We start from the raw sequence: 16,565 nt of genomic DNA, 5'->3' as shown, positions 1-16,565 counted from the left end.
TCGGCGGGACGAAGGCGCAGCCGACCTCCCGCGGCGACTCCGAGCACGAGGCCGGGACGGGTGGGGGCCGCCGGGCGCGGCCCCGGGGACGGGTCGGTCGCCGCTACGGTGGGGACCACGACGAGGGCGGTGACCGCCAGGGCCAGGGTGGACAGCAGTGTTCTCACCCGGTACTCCCCCGATGTCGGGAGAACGCGACCCTTTCGGATATATTTGATTTCGGCCATCGGCCGGGGGCACCCGCCGCGGTCACGTTCTGCCGGAAAGACAGTCACGGAAATGAGGTGGCGGACATGGTCCCGACCCGTCTCGCACAGCGGCCCCAGCTCTCCGAGGAGGTGGCGGACCACGTCCGTGCCCGCATCATGAGCGGCGAGGTCCGGCCCGGGGAGTTCATCCGCCTGGACGAGACCGCGGCCACCCTCGGCGTGAGCGTGACCCCCGTGCGCGAGGCCCTGCTCACTCTGCGCGGCGAGGGCCTGGTGGACCTCGTCCCGCGCCGCGGCTACCTCGTCTCCCCGATGAGCCGCGAGGACGTCGAGGACATCTTCTGGCACCTCACGACTCTGGCCACCCGGATCGCCGACCGCGCCATCGAGCGCTTCACCCCCGAGGAACTGGACCACCACGCGCGCCTGGTGGAGGACTTCGAGGCCGCCGTGCGAACCGGGGACGCCGACGGCGTCGTCGGCGCCCAGTACGCCATCCACCGCTCGATCAACCGGGCGTCGCGCTCGGACAAGCTCGCCCGCTTCCTGTCCACTGCGGCCCGGTACCTGCCGTACCGGCTCTACGCCGAGGACGAGCAGTGGCGCACGACCGCGCTCGAGGACAACCGGCGCATGCTCACGGCGCTCCGCGACCGCGACGTCGCCACCGCCCACGCCGTGATCGAGACCGAGTACGCCAACGGCGCCCGGCTGCTCATCGACCACCTCGAGCAGGCCGGTGTGTGGGACGACGCCGAGGCCGGGGCCGAACCCGGAACCTAGTCCGCCGCGCTCACATTAGCCCGCGGCCCGTCCGGGGCGAGCTCGCCCACCGAGACGGCCACGAGTACGCCGACCGGCAGCATGAGCAGCAGCGCCGGCACCGAGCTCACGCGCGCGATGAACAGCGCCTGGTCCCGGGTCTCGGCCAGCGAGAGCCGCCCCCTAAGCACGGTGCGCACGCAGCTGAAGAGCGTGAACACCGAGAGGCCGACGAGCGAGCCGACCTGACCGGACAGGTCGACGACGGGGCTCTTCGCCTTGGGGAGGTGGAAGACCATGGGCCTGCTCGGACCGGATCAGACGCCGACGGAGCCGTGCTCGGAGCGCAGCGTGCCCTTGACGACCTTGCCGCTGGCGTTGCGCGGCAGCTCTTCCACGTGGACGAGGTCCTTGGGCAACTTGAAGCCGGCGAGCCGCTCGCGCAGCCACTCGGTGAGCTCGTCGAGCGTGAGGTCGGGCCCGTCGGCCTCATTCTGGGCGACGACGGCGACGGGGACCTCGCCCCATTTGTCGTCCTTACGCCCGATCACGGCGACCTCGCGGACGCGCGGGTGGCCGGCGATGGTGTTCTCCACCTCGGTGCAGTAGATGTTCTCACCGCCGGAGATGATCATGTCCTTCTTGCGGTCCACCACGTAGACGAAGCCCTCCTCGTCCATGCGGACCAGGTCGCCGGAGTGGAACCAGCCGCCCTCGAAGGCCTCGGCGGTCTCCTCGGGCTTGTTCCAGTAGCCCTTCATCATGGTGGGGCCGCGGTAGACGATCTCGCCGACCTCGCCCTGCGGAACGGGCTCGCCGAACGGGTCCACGACGCGGGCCTGAACGGTGGGGATGACCTTGCCCACCGAGCCGAGCTTGCGGATCGCGTCGTCGCCGTCGAGGGCGCACGTGATGGGGCTCATCTCCGTCTGGCCGAACACCGCGCAGTTGAGCGCGTCCGGGAACGTCTCGGCCATGGCGCGCAGAATGGTGTCCGTGGACGGGGCGGCGCCCCAGGAGATGTTGCGGAGCGAGAGGTTCCGCGGGTTGGCCTGCTGCTCGGCGCACACGGCCTGCCACTGGACGGGCACGAGAAAGATGCTCGTGATCTCCTCGGCCTCGAGGGTGTCGAGCAGGCCCGCCGGGTCGAAGGCCTGGAGCGGGTGGATCACGGTGACACCGCCGAGCTGGAGGCTCGGAGCGATCGAGCCGAGCGCGGCGATGTGGAACATCGGGGCGGCGCACAGGGCGCGGCCCTCCTCGTCGAACAGGCGGAACACCCGGATGCAGGTGAGCGACTGGGCCGTGAGGTTCTCGTACGAGAGCATGGCGCCCTTGGGGCGGCCCGTGGTGCCGGAGGTGTACATGATGAGCGCGGTGGCGTCCTCGGGGACGTCGACCCGCGCGTGCGGCTCGCCGGCCTCGGCGAGCGCGTCGGCGTAGGTGGTCTGTTCGGGCGTGCCCGACTCGCCGCCGATGACGATGTGGTCGCCCGGCTCCTCGCCCTGCGCGCGGATGGCGCCGACCAGCGGGGCCAACATGGCGTCGGTGACGACGACCTTGGGTGCGCAGTCGCTCACGAGGTAGGCCAGCTCCGGCGGCGTGAGCCGGAAGTTGACCGGTACCGCGATCGCGCCGAGCAGGTTGATGCCGAGGACAGCCTCGATGAACTCGGGGGTGTTGAGCGTGATGAGCATGACCCGGTCGCCCTCGCCCACGCCGCGGCGCGCGAGCGCGGCGGCGAACTTCCCGCTGCGCTCGTGAAGCTGCGACCAGGTGGTGGTCTGGCCGAGGTAACGCAGAGCCTCGCCGTCGGGGTTCATCTCGGCGTGGGTCGCCACCCAGGTGTTCCAGTTGTTGCGCCGGGCGGCGTGGAGGTCGGCGATGGGGTCGGGGGCGGCGGTGGTCATGGCTACGGCCTTTCGTGAGGTGGGTACCGGCAGGCGGGTCGGTGGGGTGGCGAGACTCTCGGCTCAGGCGAAGTCGGGACGGCGTTTCTCGAGGATCGAGGCCACGCCCTCGGCGAAGTCGGGCGAGACGAGCAGTTCGCACTGCCCCTCGTGCTCACGGCCGAGCGTCGCCTCGAGCTCGGTGAGCGCGGCCAGGGTGACGGCCCGCTTGGTCAGTTCCAGCGCGCGACGCGGGCCGCGGGCCAGGCGCCGCGCGAGCTTGGCGGCAGCCGCGTGCAACTCCGCTGCGGGCAGGACGTCCACCACGAGGCCCACCTCGCTGGCCTCGGCGGCCGAGACGGCATCGCCGCACAGCAGCATCCGCGAGGCCACGGCGCGACCCACCGACGCCGGCAGCAGGACGCTGGCACCACCATCGGGCATGAGGCCGATGTTGGTGAATGCGAACAGCAGGTAGGCGTCGTCCGACATGACCATCAGGTCGGCGGACAGAGCCAGCGAGACGCCGACCCCGGCAGCCGGGCCGTTGACCGCGGCGATCACCGGCACGGGTGCGGTGAGCACGGCCCGGACCAGGGTGTTGGCGGCGTCCATCGTGGCCTCGACCGGCGGCGCCGTCCCCGCCTCGGCCTGCTCACGGGCGGCCTGGAGGTCGGCGCCGGTGGTGAAGGCGCCGCCCTCGCCGGCGAGGAGGATCACGCGGGTGCCGGGGTCGGCGGCCACCTCGGTGATCGTCTCGCCGAGCGCGCAGAGCGTCGCGTAGTCGACCGCGTTCATCCGGTCGGGCCGGTCGATGGTCACGGTCACCACGCCGAGGTCGTCGCGTTCGACGCGGAGTGCCTCGCATCCGGAAGCGGTCATCGGACGGACCCCGTCGCCGTCACCATGCCGCCCAGGCGTGCGGTGATGATCTCCTCGGCCTCGGCCATCATGCGGTCCACGAGCTCGCCGCACGTGGGCACGTCGTCGATGAGGCCCTGGCACTGCCCGGCGGTCCAGATGCCGGCGTCGAGGTCGCCGTCCTCGAAGACCTTTCGACCGCGGGCGCCGGCCACGAGGTGCTGGATGTCGGAGAACTCGCAGCCCTCCGCCTCCTTGGCCACGACCTCGGCCGAGATGGCGTTGGCGGCCACCCGGGCGGTGTTGTGCAGGGTGCGGAAGATGAGCGTGGTGTCCAGCTCGGTGTTGGCCACGATCTGCTGTTTGACCTGCTCGGCGACCGGCGACTCGGCGGTGCACATGAAGCGGGTGCCCATGTTGGCGCCGTCGGCGCCGAGGGCGAGCGCGGCCACGAGCCCGCGGGCGTCGGCGATACCGCCGGAGGCCAGTACAGGGATCGTGAGCCTGGCCGTCGCGGCCGGGATGAGCACGAGCCCGGGGACGTCGTCCTCTCCGGGATGGCCGGCGCACTCGAAGCCGTCGATCGACACGGCGTCCACGCCGAGCTGCTCGGCCTTGATCGCGTGCCGCACCGAGGTGCACTTGTGGATCACCTTGATGCCGGCCTCGTGGAACACCGGTAGGTGATCCTTGGGATTCGACCCGGCGGTCTCGACGATCTTCACGCCGGACTCGACGATCGCCTGCCGGTACTCGGCGTACGGCGGCGGGGAGATCGCGGGCAGGATCGTGAGGTTGACACCGAAGGGCTGGTCGGTCATCTCCCGGCAGCGGGCGATCTCCTTGACCAGGTCCTCGGGGGTCGGCTGGGTGAGCCCGGTGATGATGCCCAGGGCGCCGGCCTCGGAGACGGCGGCGGCGAGCTCGGCGCGGCCGACCCACATCATGCCGCCCTGGACGATGGGGTGGCGGACCCCGAATTCCTCGGTGAAGCGGGTACGGATCATGGCTGGACCTCCTCGTAGGTGCCGCCCGAGGCGGCCTTCCCGCGTCCCCGCGGCGTCCGCACCGCGTCGTAGATATAGGCCCCGGGCACTGACATGGGCGAGGGGTTCCTTTCCGGGATCTCGTGGATTCGATCACATATATCTGTGAATCACGGTTTACTATGGCCACTGTAGCGGCTGTTGTCAAGATCACACCGCGTTACGACGAGGCCCACGAGACAGCCGAGAGGTGGTGACCGTGACGACACTCCCCGCGCACCGCGGCCCCCTCGACGGTTCGCTCCCCGCGCCCGAACCGGGCTCCCGACGTGCGGAGATCGCCCTCGCGGCGGCCGAGGAGTTCACCCTGCGCGGCTACCACTCGACGCGGGTCGAGCACATCGCCGAACGCCTCGCCGTGACGCCCGGCGCGCTGTACCGGCACGTCCAGGGCAAGTACGAGATGTTCCGCGACGCGGTCTTCACCCTCGTCGTCGAGCTCGACGCCGCCGCGGGCACCGGCGACCTCGAGGCGCTCGTCGACGCCGTCACCCGCGCCACCCTCGTCCACCGCTCCCGCGGCGCCCTCTACCGCTGGCACGGCCGCTACCTCAGCCCCGAGGACCGGGCCGCGGTCACCGCGGTCTTCGAGCAGATCCGGTCCCGCGTCACCGACGCCGTCCGGGCTCACCGGACCGGGCTCGACGTAGACCCCCGGGGCTCCGGCTCGGCCGCCGGCGCGATCCTCGCCGCCGTCGCCTCCCTCGGCGACCACCGCGTCGCCGTCGAGCCCGACGACGCCGTGGCCCTCATGACCGCGATCGCCCGCGACCTCGCCGCCTGGACGCCGGGTCCGCCGCCCGCGCCGGCCGCCGACACCTCCTCCGCCCGCTTCTCCGCCGCCCCGAGCCCCGCCGTACCGCGCCTGCGCGGCGGTGCGGCCACCCGGGAGGCCGCGCTCTCGGCCGCGATCGCCCGCTTCCACCTGTCCGGCTACGACGACGTGACGATGGAGGACATCGGCGCCGACGTCGGCGTCAACGCCTCCGCGCTGTACCGTCACTTCCCCGGCAAGTCGGCGCTGCTCGCCGCCGCGGTGTCCCGCACCGCCGCGTTCGTCGAACGGATCCTCGACGAGCACGCCGCCCTGCACGCCCCGGGCGACGACCCCGCGGAGGTCCTCGACGACCTCCTGGGCGGGTACGTCACGGTGGCGCTCTCCCACGGACCCGAGCTCATGCTCTACCACTCCGAACTCGGCACGCTCGAGCCCGACGACCGCCGCCGCCTGCGCCGATCCCAGCGCGCGCAGCTCGACCGCTGGGCCGGTCTGCTGCGCGAGGCGGTGCCGGGCACGAGCGACGAAACCGCGCGGATCCGCGTGCACGCGGCGCTGGCGATCGTCCTCGACGGTGGCCGCATGGTCGGCTACCACCCCGCCGCCGGGGGCCGGTTCGGAGAGCTCGCACGGATCCCGCTCCGGCCGGGCGACTGAGTTAGATTCGAACACTTGCGCTACCTCTGGGGCGTCGGTTAGAGTCGTACACAGATTCGAACCAGGGGGGTTCGGCGGTCTGCCCGAGGGGGGTGGGTGCGATGACGGTCCTGTCCATGCCCGCGGCCTCGCCGTTGGCGTCGATGTCGCTGACCGAGCTCGTCGAGGCGTCCCGGGAGTTCACGCTGGACCAGAACCTGGCCGCGGTGGACCGCATCGACGCGGTGTTCGCGATGGTCTGTGCCGTCACCGCCCGCACCGAGGCCGAGGACATCCGGCGTGACGACGAGGATGCCGCCGCCGGCCGCCCGCAGCGACCCGGGTACGCCCGACTGGCCCCCACCCGCCTGGCCCGTTCGCACGTGTCCACCGCGATGGGCCTGCCGACCTGGCACGCCGACCGCATGATCACCGCCGCCGTCCAACTCCACACCCGCCTGCCCCTGCTGTCGCAGCACGCCCGCGACGGGGTATTCGACGAGGCCCTGCTCGTGGACCTGGCCTGCCGATTGGCCGGCGTACCCGACGATCTCGTCGGCGACGTCGAACGGCAGGTCGTCACCGGACTGCGGACCCAGATCGACGACGGCGACCCGCCCACCCGCAGCTCCCTGGGCGGACGCATCGACCGCGCCATCGAGAGCTGCGACCCGGACGAGGTGGACCGCCGCAACGAAGCCGCCCGCGACAAGCGCCGGGTCACCTTCCGCCCGCAGGGCGAGGGCCTGACCTCGATGTGGGCCCTGCTACCCGACCAGGACGCCGCCACCCTCGAAGCCCGGCTGCGTGACACCGCCGCCACCGATGCCGAGGCCGACCCCGGCGACGAGCGCACCACCGCCCAGCGCCTCGCCGACGCCCTGACCGACCTCGGCACCCGGTCGCCCGCCGGCGACTACCACGACGGCGACTGCGACTGCGGCGACGCCGCCGCTTCCGGCGACCACTCCCCGTCCGGCGACGGCCCCGCCCGACCGGCCCGCGGAGCCCGCTCGGGCCGACTGCAGGTCACCGTCATCGCCGCCGCAGCCCAGGGCCTGCCCCAGCGCGTGGAGTTCGTCCGCGGGGCCTACGCCAGCTTCGACTGGCTGTGCAACCAGGTCCTGGCAGAGGAGAACGGCGCCACCCGCTTCGACCTCATCGACCCCGCCATCGGCGCCCAGGACGACTCACTGGACGCCCTCAAGTACTTCATCTCCGACGCCCTCAAACGCCGCATCCGCCAGCGGGACGGCACCTGCCGCCACCCCGGATGCACCGTCAGAGCCGAGGACTGTGAGGTCGACCATGTCCTGGCCTTCCACCACGCCGACCCCGCCGAGGGCGGGCCCACCGCCGAGTGGAACCTGGTCTGCCTGTGCAAGATGCACCACCAGGAGAAGACCTTCGGCCCCTGGAGCTACCTACCCGGACCCCGCGGGGACGGCGAGCTGATCATCCGCACCGACACCGGCCACGAGTACCGAACACAACCCGGCGGCATGCTCGCCCTGGCCCGCGAGCAACTCCGCGAGGCCACGCTCAGACGCCTGGCCGAACGGCCCCACCGCCGCCACTACCCACCACACGACACCGCCGGCTAGTGGCTGGGCGTGTGTGCCACCGGGCAGCCGCCGAGACGCTCGCGCGGCATGATCGGGTGCGCTCCGAGGTCCGCCGGCCGGTAGCCGGTCGGATAGCCCGGGTATGTGCGGTTCTCCGTGCCCGTGGTGCCGTACTCCTCGCGGCGGACCGGCAACCACCGCACGACCTTCGACCGGGCGCGCAACGCGGCGTGCCCCGCCCGTCGCAGCGCGGCCGGCTGACGCGGGAAGCCGAAGGCGCGGGTCATGTCGTCGTCCACCAGGGCGAGCACGGCTCTGCGGACCGCCGGCCGCAGCGGCGTGGGGTACCACGAGCACATGAGGTCGAGCGTGTCCGTGCCGATCTTCTCGTTGTCCGGGTCGTAGCGGAAGGTCTGCTCCTCGTAGTCGTCGCGCCACCGCCGGAAATCGCCCATGTCCTCGGGGATGTCGGCGATGTTCATCCTCTGGCCCACCCCGCGGTAGAAGTGGAACGCGGCCAGCCGCTCGTGCGGGTGCAGGCGCCGCCAGCCGAAGGAGTCGATCCACTCGAGCGGCTCGTAGATGAACGTCGAGAGCACGTACAGCATGTCGTCGCCCGAGATCTCGTACCGCGCGTGCTGCCGGTTGATCACCCGCAGCGACTCCCTCCCGCGCGCCGAGTCGTAGCCGTGCTCCACGAGTTCGGCCATGAGCAGCGCCGTGTCGTCGTAGCGCTTCTGCGGCGCGTCGCGGAACTGGCCGGCCTCCTCGAGCACCCGGGACACGCTCGGCACGCAGAAGGTGCGGTACAGCGCGAACTCCAGCGAGCGCTGGTAGTCCCACGGGAACTCGTAGGCGGCGGTGATCCGGTGGATCTCCGGGGCGTCGGCCACGGGGTCGAGCGAGGCGATGAGGTCACGCCAGTACCAGCGGCCGGGCCGGCGCGGCACGTCGGCCGTGAGCGGGTGATCCGCCGTCGCGTCGGCGAGCAGCTCGGCCGGGATCGGACCGAAGACGCCCGGGGCGGCCTCCGTCGCAGGCCTCTCGGCTGTCGTCGTCATGTGCCGTCACCGCTTCCCGTGCACGTTGGCCAGCATCCACTTGACCACCTTCATGTCGCGCGGCTTGCGCGTCATGGTCATGAGGTTCATGGGCGCCTGGAACTTCTGGACCGTGATGGCCTTGGGCCGCGAGAACTCGCGCAGGCCGTCGGCCCCGTGGATGCGGCCGAAGCCCGAGTCGCCCGAGCCGCCGAACGGCAGGGTGGGGATGGCGGCAAAGGCGAGAAAGGCGTTCACCGAGACGCCGCCCGCGTTGAGCTTCTCCGCCAGCGCCAGGCCCCGCTTGCGGTTCTTGGTGAAGATCGCGCCGCCGAGGCCGTAGGTGGTGGCGTTGGCCTTCTGCACGCCCTCCTCGAGGTCGGCGACGGAGTTGATGACGACGGTGGGGCCGAACGTCTCCTCCGTGACGGCCAAGGAGTCCTCCGGGACGTCCACGAGCACGACCGGCTCGACGACCCGCTCGCCCACCGAGTCCGCGCCGCCGACGACGGCCGTGCCGCCCCTGGCCAGCGCGTCGTCGACGTGGCGACGGACGATGTCGACCTGCCCGGGCAGCGTCATGGGGCCGTAGCTCGAGGTCGAGCTCGTGCCGGGGATGAGTGCCGTGACCTTGCCCGTGACACGGCGGACGAAGTCGTCCCGGACCTCCTTGTGCACGTAGATCCGCTCGACGCCCGCGCAGGTCTGGCCGGCATTGCCCATCGCGCCGAACACGGCCTGGTCGGCCGCAGCCTCGAGGTCGGCGTCGCGGTCCACGAGCATCGCGTCCTTGCCGCCGGCCTCGATGACGACCGGGGTGAGCGTCTCGGCGCACGCGGCCATGACCTTGCGTCCGGTCGCGGCCGAGCCCGTGAAGGCCAGCTTGTCGACGCCCGCGGTGCACAGCGCCGCGCCGGTGGAGCCGTCGCCGGTGATCGTCTGGAACAGCGGCTGGGAGGCGCCGAGCGAGTTCCACACGTCGGCCAGCCAGACGCCGACGCCCGGCGTGTGCTCACTGGGCTTGAAGATCACCGCGTTGCCCGCGGCCATGGCGTAGGTGAGCGTGCCCATGGGCGTGAAGACCGGGTAGTTCCACGGCCCGATCGCGCCCACGACCCCGTACGGCTGGTACTCGACGTACGCGGCGTGATTGCTCATGAGCAGGCCGGCCGAGACCGAGCGACGGCGCAGCACCTTGTCGGCGTTCTTGGCGGCCCAGTCCAGGTGGCTGATCGCGAGCATCACCTCGAGGGTGGCGTCCTCCTCCGGCTTGCCCGTCTCCACGGAGATGAGCGTGGCCAGCTCCTCGGCGCGAGACGCGATGGCCCGCTTGTACTCGAGCAGCCACTCTCGGCGGCCGCGCGGGCCCTGGTTGGCCCACCACCGCGCGGCACCCCTGGCCCGTTCGACCGCGAGCGCCACCTCCTCCGGACCGGCGATCGGGTACTCGGCCAGGGGCGCGCCGTCGCGCGGGTCGACCTTGGCGAACGTGCGGTCGGCGGTGCTGTTGGTGGGCTCGGTGGTCGTCATCAGTGGTCCTCCCGTTTCAGATCACATATATTTGATGTAGCGTACCGTGATACGGGCCACAGTAGTCCACCGGAGACCGTTCCGACCACCCCCAACCCAGACCCCCGACACGAGAAGACGAGGCGAGACGTGTTCGACATCTTCACCGACGAGCAGAAGGACTTCGCGAAGTCGATCGACGACTTCTGTGCCCGCGAGATCGGCGACCCCGAGAAGCGGCGCGAGCTGCTCGGCGAGGGCGGCACCCACTCGCCCGAGATCTACGCGAAGATGGCTGAGCTCGGCTGGCTCGGCCTCACCGTCCCCGAGGAGTACGGCGGCTCGGACGCCGGCGCCGTCGAGATGTGCGTGTTCCTCGAGCGCGCCATGCGCGGCCTCGCTCCCATCGGCGGTATCGGCCCCACGCTCATCACCGCCGCCGCTTACCAGAAGTTCGGCAGCGAGGAGCAGCGCAGGCGCGCCCTCGAGCTGGTCGTGAACGGCGGAACGCTCTCCATCTCCATGTCCGAGCCCGGCGCCGGTTCCGACGTCGCGGCCCTGCGCTGCAAGGCCGAGCGCGACGACTCAGGAGACTGGGTGATCAACGGCCAGAAGACCTGGTGCTCCAACGCCCACTTCGCCGATCGCATCCTCCTGGTCGCCCGTACCTCATCCGCCGGCGCCAAACACGAGGGCATCACCATGTTCGACGTGCCCGCCGACGCCCCGGGCCTACAGATCACCGGCATCGAGACCATGGGCGGTAAAGAGGTCAACGACCTGTACTTCACCGACGTCCGACTCCCCGCCGACGCCGTGGTCGGCGAGGTCGACGGCGGCTGGGCGCAGTTGATCACCGGTCTCAATACCGAACGCCTCATCCTGGCCGCCATGCAGCTCGGCTTGTCCCAGCGCGCGTTCGACGACTGCCTCGCCTTTGTCCGCGAACGCGAACAGTTCGGCCGCCCCATCGGCTCCTTCCAGGTGTTGCGCCACCGACTCGCCGACCTCGCCACCGAGATCGAGGCCACCCGCCTGCTCGTCTACGCGGTGGCCAGGAAGGTCGACGCCGACCCCACGGCGCTCTTCCCGCGCGAGGCATCCATGGCCAAGCTCAAGGCCACCGAGTTGAGCAAGCGCGTCACCCTCGAGTGCATGCAGTCCATGGGCGGCTACGGCTACGCCACCGAGTACGGCATGGAGCGCATGGTCCGCCAGGCCGTGGTGTCCACCATCTACGGCGGCACCAACGAGATCCAGCGCGACATCATCGGAAAGACCTACGGCCTGTGAGCCCCGACGAGCTGGCCGCGATCCGGGCGCTCGAGACCGTGCCGCCCGCCCGGATCTCCGCGCTCTGGGACGCATGCGCGCCCGCGTCGATCCAGGACATCGCCGGCAGCCGCTGGCGGGGCACCGGCCTGGACACCGGCCACCCCATGTTCGGGATGCTCGGGAAGATGCGCTGGTGGGGCAAGGACTTCACCGACCCCCGGAAGGTGGACCCGATCCTCGTCACCGACGACTCCGGCGCGATCGTCCCCGACACCTCCGCGACCGGCGGCGGAGGGGCGGCGCTGTGGGAGGTGACGTTCCGGGGACGCCCGTGCGCGTCCATGGTGTACGACCGGCTGCCGGTGATCGATCACTTCGTCGTCGCCACCACCGACGACACCGGGCGCGCCACCACCCTCCTGGCCGTGATGAACGGCCGGGGCACCGTCCACGAGGGCGAGCATTTCTGGTTTGTGCTCGAGCGCGTGGGGTAGCCGGCCGGGCGGGGCGCCCGGGTGCGGGGGACGACGACGAGGCCCACACTGGGGGCATGAATCCGACCGCCCCGTACCCCGCCCGTATCGCCGTCCAACTCCAGCCGCAACACGCGCCCGACTACCAGATGCTGCGCGACGCCGTCCGACGCTGCGAGGACGCCGGCGTCGACGTGGTGTTCAACTGGGACCATTTCTTCCCGCTCTACGGCGACCCCGACGGCGCGCACTTCGAGTGCTGGACCATGCTCGCCGCGTGGGCCGAGCAGACCGAGCGCGTGGAGATCGGTGCCCTGGTCACGTGCAACACCTACCGCAACCCCGACCTGCTCGCCGACATGGCCCGGACAGTGGACCACATCTCCGGCGGTCGCCTCATCCTGGGGCTGGGCGGGGGCTGGTTCGACCGCGACTACACCGAGTACGGCTACCCCTTCGGCACCAGGCGCTCCCGGCTCGACGCGCTGGGTGAGTCGCTCGAGCGGATCGAGGCGCGGTTCGCCCGACTCACCCCGCCGCCCACGCGCGACATCCCGGTGCTCGTCGGCGGAGGCGGCGAGAAGCGCACCCTGCGGCATGTGGCCCGGCACGCCGACATCTGGCACTCGTTCGTGGACGTGGAGACCTACCGGCACAAGGCGTCGGTGCTCGCGCGGCACTGCGATGAGGTCGGCCGCGACCCGGGCACGATCGAGCGGTCCACCGAGCTGGGCCGCGCGGAGTCCGCGCACGAGGCGCGGCGCCTGGCGGACGCGCTGTACGCGGAGGGGGTCTCGTTGTTCACGGTAGGCGTCAGCGGCCCCGACTACGACCTGTCGCTCGCCGAGGCACTCGTGGCCTGGCGCGACGGCCGCTGAACCTGGCTGCGCGAGAGGTGTGGTCCCGGCTCAGCCGCCCTTGACCGCGCGGTCGGCGCGGCGCCAGCTGCGGTAGGTGACCGCCGACACCGCGAGCATGAGCGCCAGCACGAGCGAGGCCCAGACCGACGGCCGGCCGCTCACGATGAGGCCGACGGCGTTGACCAGCGCGATGAGGGTGAAGAAGCCGACGAAGCCGCCCACGAGCTCGATTCGCTGGCGTGTGGCGATCGCGTCGGCGCCGCGGCGGGGTCCGCCGCCACCCGTCCGGGCCACGGCGGTCAGCTCTTGAGGCCGCCGGCGGTGAGGCCGGAGACGATGCGGCGCTGGAAGATGAGCACCATCACGACGAGCGGGACGGTCACCAGCGCGCCGGCCGCCATGATCGCCGAGTGCGGCGGCATGTACGGGTTGTCGCCCGCGAACCGTGCGATGGCGACCGTCACCGGCTCGGTGGCACGGGTCGAGAGCTGGCTCGAGAGCATGAACTCGTTCCAGGTGAGGATAAACGCGAGGATCGCGGTGGTGAAGATCGCGGGCGCGGCCAGCGGGAAGATGATCTTGAGGAAGGCCTGGCTGCGGGTGGCGCCGTCCACACGCGCGGCCTCCTCGAGCTCCCACGGCAGGTCGTTGAAGAACGAGGTGAGGGTGTAGATCGTCAGCGGCAGCGCGAACGAGACGTTGGGGATGATGAGCGCCTGGTAGGTGCCCATCCAGCCGATGTTCGTGAAGAGCTGGAACAGGGGCGTGACGAGCGCGACGCCGGGGAACATCGACGCGGCCAGGATGAGGCCCGTGACCGCGAACTTGCCGCGGAAGTCGATCCTCGCCAGCGCGTAGGCGGTGAAGATGCCCGCGGTGATGGCGATGGCGGTGGTCACGGCGCCGATGAGGACCGAGTTGACGATCGCCGAGAGGAAGTCGTTGCCCGCGTGAGTCGACAGCGCGTCCTTGAAGTTGTCGAGAGTCACATGGGTGGGCAGCGGGTTGGTGGAGTAGACGTACGCCTTGTCCCGCAGGGCCGTGATGACCATCCAGTAGAACGGCGCGAGCCCCCAGACCAGGATGAGCAGCGCGCCGAGGTAGAGGCGCACCTGCGGCAGGATCGGTCGGCGCGGCGGCCGGACGGGCTCGGTGCGCTGCGCCTCCGCCGTCTCGGCCGGCCGGTTCTCCGGCGTGCTCATCGGATCTCCTCCTTCTTGCCGGTGCGGTCCTCGACGACGTTGGCGCCGAGCCATTTGACCATGACGAAGGCGACGACAAAGACGAGGAGGAAGACAAGCGTCGACACCGCCGAGGCACTGTTGAAATTGCCGGTCCGCATCTCGTTGACCACGAGCATGGACACCACGGCGGTGTCCGAGGCCGAGTTCGGGGAGACCATGATCACCGGCAGGTCGTACATGCGGAGCGCGTCGAGGGTGCGGAACAGGATCGCCACCATGAGCGCGGGCTTGACCAGCGGCAGGGTGATGCGGGTGAGCTGCTGCCAACGGGAGGCGCCGTCGACCCGCGCGGCCTCATACACGTCCCCGGGGATCATCTGCAGGCCCGCCAGGATGAGCAGCGCCATGAAGGGCGCGGTCTTCCACACGTCGGCGGCGATGATCGCCACGCGCGACCAGAAGGGGTCGGTGGTCCACGAGATGCTCGCGCCGGTGAGCGAGTTGACGATGCCCCGGTCGGCGAACATGAACGCCCAGAGCTTGGCGGTGACCGCGGTGGGGATGGCCCAGGGGACGAGGACGGCCGCGCGCAGCAGCGAGCGGCCCCAGATGCTCTTGCCCATGACCACGGCCATGGCGAACCCGAGCAGCGTCTCCAGCGAGACGGTGGTGACGGTGAAGATGACGGTGTTCTGGAGCGCCGGCCAGAAGTCCATCGCGGAGGTGCCCGGCGGGCAGGTGCGGGGCTCCCCCGTCGCGGTGGTGCCGCAGGTCTGGGTGAGCCAGTAGAGGTAGTGCTGGAACCCGGCCCAGCCCCCGTCGGTGAACATGCCGGTGGACGGGTCGATCCCCCGATCCGCCCGGAACGACAGGTACAGGGCGCGCAGGATCGGGTAGCCGATGATCACCGCCAGGAGCAGCAGCGCAGGCCCGACCATCCAGATCGGGCGCCAGTCGAACTTCTTGACCGGAGCCGGGACCGACTCTCTGTCGTCATCGATCGAGAGGACGTTGGCCGTCATCCACGACTCCTCCGTTTGGGTCACCACGACGGCGGCGGACCGCCGGTGAAGAGACTAGCGGCCGGTCCGGGCCCCGTGAGGCCCGGACCGGCCGACAGACCGGACGCGGTCGATTCCTTCCGGACTAGCCGCTGGCCTGCTCGATGGCCGCGGACATGTCCTGGAGCGCCTGCTCGACGTCCTTGTCGCCCTGGATGGCGGCGTAGGCGTTGTCCTGGATCGCCTTGGTGACACCCGGGTAGAACGGCGTGACCGGACGCGGCTCGGCGTTCTCCAGCGCCTGCTTGAGCGCCTCCATGTAGCCGAACTGCTCCTGCAGGCCCTCGTCGTCGTAGATCGAGGAGAGGACCGGCGGGAAGGAGTTCTGGGCGAACTCCATCTGCGTCTCTTCGCTGATGATGAACTCGAGGAACGCCTTGGCGGTGGCCTTGTTCTCCGAGTTGACGTTGATGGCGTTGTTGTAGCCGCCGAGGGTCGACTTGCCGGTGCCGTCCTTGCCGAGGATCGGCGCGACGTCGAAGCGGTCGGCGACCTCGGTGGTCTCGCCCGTCATGCCCTGCTCGTACATGTACGGCCAGTTGTAGGCGTACATCGAGTCACCGGCGAGGAACGCCTGGGCGGTCTCCTCCTCGGTGAAGCCGTTGGCGGCCGGGTTGATGGTGCCGTCCTCGTAGGCGGTGACCAGGGCCTGCAGGCCCTCGCGGGTCTCCTCGGAGTCCAGCTCCGGGGTCGCGCCGTCGTCGCCGACGACCTTCCCGCCCCAGCTGTTGATGAACTGGGTCGTGGCGACCGAGAGTCCCTCGTACTGGCTCAGCTGCGTGTCGAGGCAGGGGATGCCCTCCTCCTCGGCGCGACTGCACGAGTCGACGAGTTCCTGCCAGTTGGCGGGCGCCTCGGGCTGGAGGTCGGTGCGGTAGTAGAGCAGTTGCGCGTTGGTGTTCTGCGGGACGGCGTACAGCGTGCCGTTGTAGGTGGCCGAGTCGACGGTGGCCTCGAGGAGTCCGGAGGTGTCGATCTCGGTCTCGCCCTCGATCGGCTGCAGCCAGCCGTTGGCGGCGAAGTAGGCGGTGTCGGTGACGTCGAGCGCAAAGACGTCGTACTCGGTGCCGCCGGCCTGCAGCGACTGCGTGAGCGTGTCGCGCTGCTGGTCCTGCTCGGCGGGGAGCTCGACGAAGTTCACCTGCTGGTCGGGGTTCTGCTCGTTCCACCGGTCGATCACCGGGCGGAGGGTCTCGGCGTCGTTGCTGCCCATCGCGAAGGTGATGGGGCCGACGCCGTCGGTGCCCTGCGACGCCTGGCCGGAATCCGCGCCACCGTTGCCGTTGTCGGTGCTGCCGTCGTCACCGCCACACGCCGCCACGGAGAGCGCGACGATCGACGCGACCGCGGCCCCCTTGAAGATCCTGCCGAATCCGGCCATGAAACCACTCCTGTTCGTCGGCTGATGTGAGACGGG

General features: G+C 70.8%; 16 protein-coding genes. 6 read left to right on the top strand and 10 right to left on the bottom strand.

What is annotated here, in order from left to right:
• Positions 1-293 precede the first annotated feature (293 nt).
• On the top strand, positions 294-992 hold the full coding sequence (locus ACH0BZ_RS14640; protein ID WP_406899367.1) for a GntR family transcriptional regulator: 699 nt from the start codon (positions 294-296) through the stop codon (positions 990-992).
• Here the strand turns inward: ACH0BZ_RS14640 and ACH0BZ_RS14635 are convergent.
• The 4 genes from ACH0BZ_RS14635 to ACH0BZ_RS14620 form a co-directional block, all read right to left on the bottom strand.
• Positions 989-1,270, bottom strand: coding sequence for a hypothetical protein (locus ACH0BZ_RS14635; protein ID WP_406899366.1), 282 nt, complete (start codon positions 1,268-1,270; stop codon positions 989-991). The genes ACH0BZ_RS14640 and ACH0BZ_RS14635 overlap by 4 nt on opposite strands.
• An 18-nt stretch (positions 1,271-1,288) precedes the next feature.
• Entirely contained in the window at positions 1,289-2,881 is a 1,593-nt protein-coding gene (gene fadD5 / locus ACH0BZ_RS14630) for a fatty-acid--CoA ligase FadD5 (protein ID WP_406899365.1), read from the bottom strand.
• A gap of 63 nt (positions 2,882-2,944) precedes the next feature.
• Positions 2,945-3,742 (bottom strand): enoyl-CoA hydratase-related protein, encoded by a 798-nt coding sequence (locus ACH0BZ_RS14625; protein WP_406899364.1) that lies wholly within the window; start codon positions 3,740-3,742, stop codon positions 2,945-2,947.
• Positions 3,739-4,728, bottom strand: a complete 990-nt coding sequence (locus tag ACH0BZ_RS14620) for an NAD(P)H-dependent flavin oxidoreductase (protein WP_406899363.1) — start codon at positions 4,726-4,728, stop codon at positions 3,739-3,741. Before ACH0BZ_RS14620 ends, ACH0BZ_RS14625 begins: the two co-directional genes overlap by 4 nt.
• Before the next feature lie 238 nt (positions 4,729-4,966).
• Between ACH0BZ_RS14620 and ACH0BZ_RS14615 the strand changes: the two genes are divergently transcribed.
• Together ACH0BZ_RS14615 and ACH0BZ_RS14610 are read left to right on the top strand one after the other, a co-directional pair.
• Positions 4,967-6,202, top strand: a complete 1,236-nt coding sequence (locus tag ACH0BZ_RS14615) for a TetR/AcrR family transcriptional regulator (RefSeq protein WP_406899362.1) — start codon at positions 4,967-4,969, stop codon at positions 6,200-6,202.
• Between the two features lie 101 nt (positions 6,203-6,303).
• Complete coding sequence (locus tag ACH0BZ_RS14610) at positions 6,304-7,785, top strand: DUF222 domain-containing protein (protein WP_406899361.1); 1,482 nt, start codon at positions 6,304-6,306, stop codon at positions 7,783-7,785.
• On the opposite strand, the gene ACH0BZ_RS14605 is transcribed toward ACH0BZ_RS14610, so the two are convergent.
• Both ACH0BZ_RS14605 and ACH0BZ_RS14600 read right to left on the bottom strand, forming a co-directional pair.
• Positions 7,782-8,807, bottom strand: a complete 1,026-nt coding sequence (locus ACH0BZ_RS14605) for an oxygenase MpaB family protein (protein WP_406899360.1) — start codon at positions 8,805-8,807, stop codon at positions 7,782-7,784. The two genes, ACH0BZ_RS14610 and ACH0BZ_RS14605, sit on opposite strands and share 4 nt — an antisense overlap.
• A gap of 6 nt (positions 8,808-8,813) precedes the next feature.
• Positions 8,814-10,316: an aldehyde dehydrogenase family protein gene (locus ACH0BZ_RS14600; RefSeq protein WP_406899358.1), complete on the bottom strand. Its 1,503-nt coding sequence runs from the start codon at positions 10,314-10,316 to the stop codon at positions 8,814-8,816.
• A gap of 129 nt (positions 10,317-10,445) precedes the next feature.
• Between ACH0BZ_RS14600 and ACH0BZ_RS14595 the strand changes: the two genes are divergently transcribed.
• The 3 genes from ACH0BZ_RS14595 to ACH0BZ_RS14585 are packed head-to-tail and all read left to right on the top strand — an operon-like array spanning position 10,446 to position 12,921.
• Positions 10,446-11,588: an acyl-CoA dehydrogenase family protein gene (locus ACH0BZ_RS14595; RefSeq protein WP_406899357.1), complete on the top strand. Its 1,143-nt coding sequence runs from the start codon at positions 10,446-10,448 to the stop codon at positions 11,586-11,588.
• Positions 11,585-12,064, top strand: a complete 480-nt coding sequence (locus ACH0BZ_RS14590; protein ID WP_406899355.1) for a GXWXG domain-containing protein — start codon at positions 11,585-11,587, stop codon at positions 12,062-12,064. The genes ACH0BZ_RS14595 and ACH0BZ_RS14590 overlap by 4 nt, the downstream gene beginning before the upstream one ends.
• A gap of 56 nt (positions 12,065-12,120) precedes the next feature.
• Positions 12,121-12,921 (top strand): LLM class F420-dependent oxidoreductase, encoded by an 801-nt coding sequence (locus ACH0BZ_RS14585; RefSeq protein WP_406899354.1) that lies wholly within the window; start codon positions 12,121-12,123, stop codon positions 12,919-12,921.
• Positions 12,922-12,951: 30 nt separating this feature from the next.
• On the opposite strand, the gene ACH0BZ_RS14580 is transcribed toward ACH0BZ_RS14585, so the two are convergent.
• From ACH0BZ_RS14580 to ACH0BZ_RS14565, 4 genes are all read right to left on the bottom strand, one after another.
• A complete protein-coding gene (locus tag ACH0BZ_RS14580; RefSeq protein WP_406899352.1) occupies positions 12,952-13,197 on the bottom strand; it encodes a hypothetical protein in 246 nt (81 codons plus the stop codon).
• 5 nt (positions 13,198-13,202) lie between these two features.
• Positions 13,203-14,105, bottom strand: a complete 903-nt coding sequence (locus ACH0BZ_RS14575) for a carbohydrate ABC transporter permease (protein ID WP_406899351.1) — start codon at positions 14,103-14,105, stop codon at positions 13,203-13,205.
• Positions 14,102-15,025, bottom strand: a complete 924-nt coding sequence (locus tag ACH0BZ_RS14570; protein ID WP_406899397.1) for a carbohydrate ABC transporter permease — start codon at positions 15,023-15,025, stop codon at positions 14,102-14,104. The genes ACH0BZ_RS14575 and ACH0BZ_RS14570 overlap by 4 nt, the downstream gene beginning before the upstream one ends.
• Before the next feature lie 208 nt (positions 15,026-15,233).
• Complete coding sequence (locus ACH0BZ_RS14565; protein WP_406899350.1) at positions 15,234-16,529, bottom strand: ABC transporter substrate-binding protein; 1,296 nt, start codon at positions 16,527-16,529, stop codon at positions 15,234-15,236.
• Positions 16,530-16,565 lie beyond the last annotated feature (36 nt).

The organism is Dietzia sp. 179-F 9C3 NHS (genome assembly GCF_045369825.1).
GTDB lineage: Bacteria > Actinomycetota > Actinomycetes > Mycobacteriales > Mycobacteriaceae > Dietzia.
This window is presented reverse-complemented; position numbering and strand designations above follow the sequence as displayed.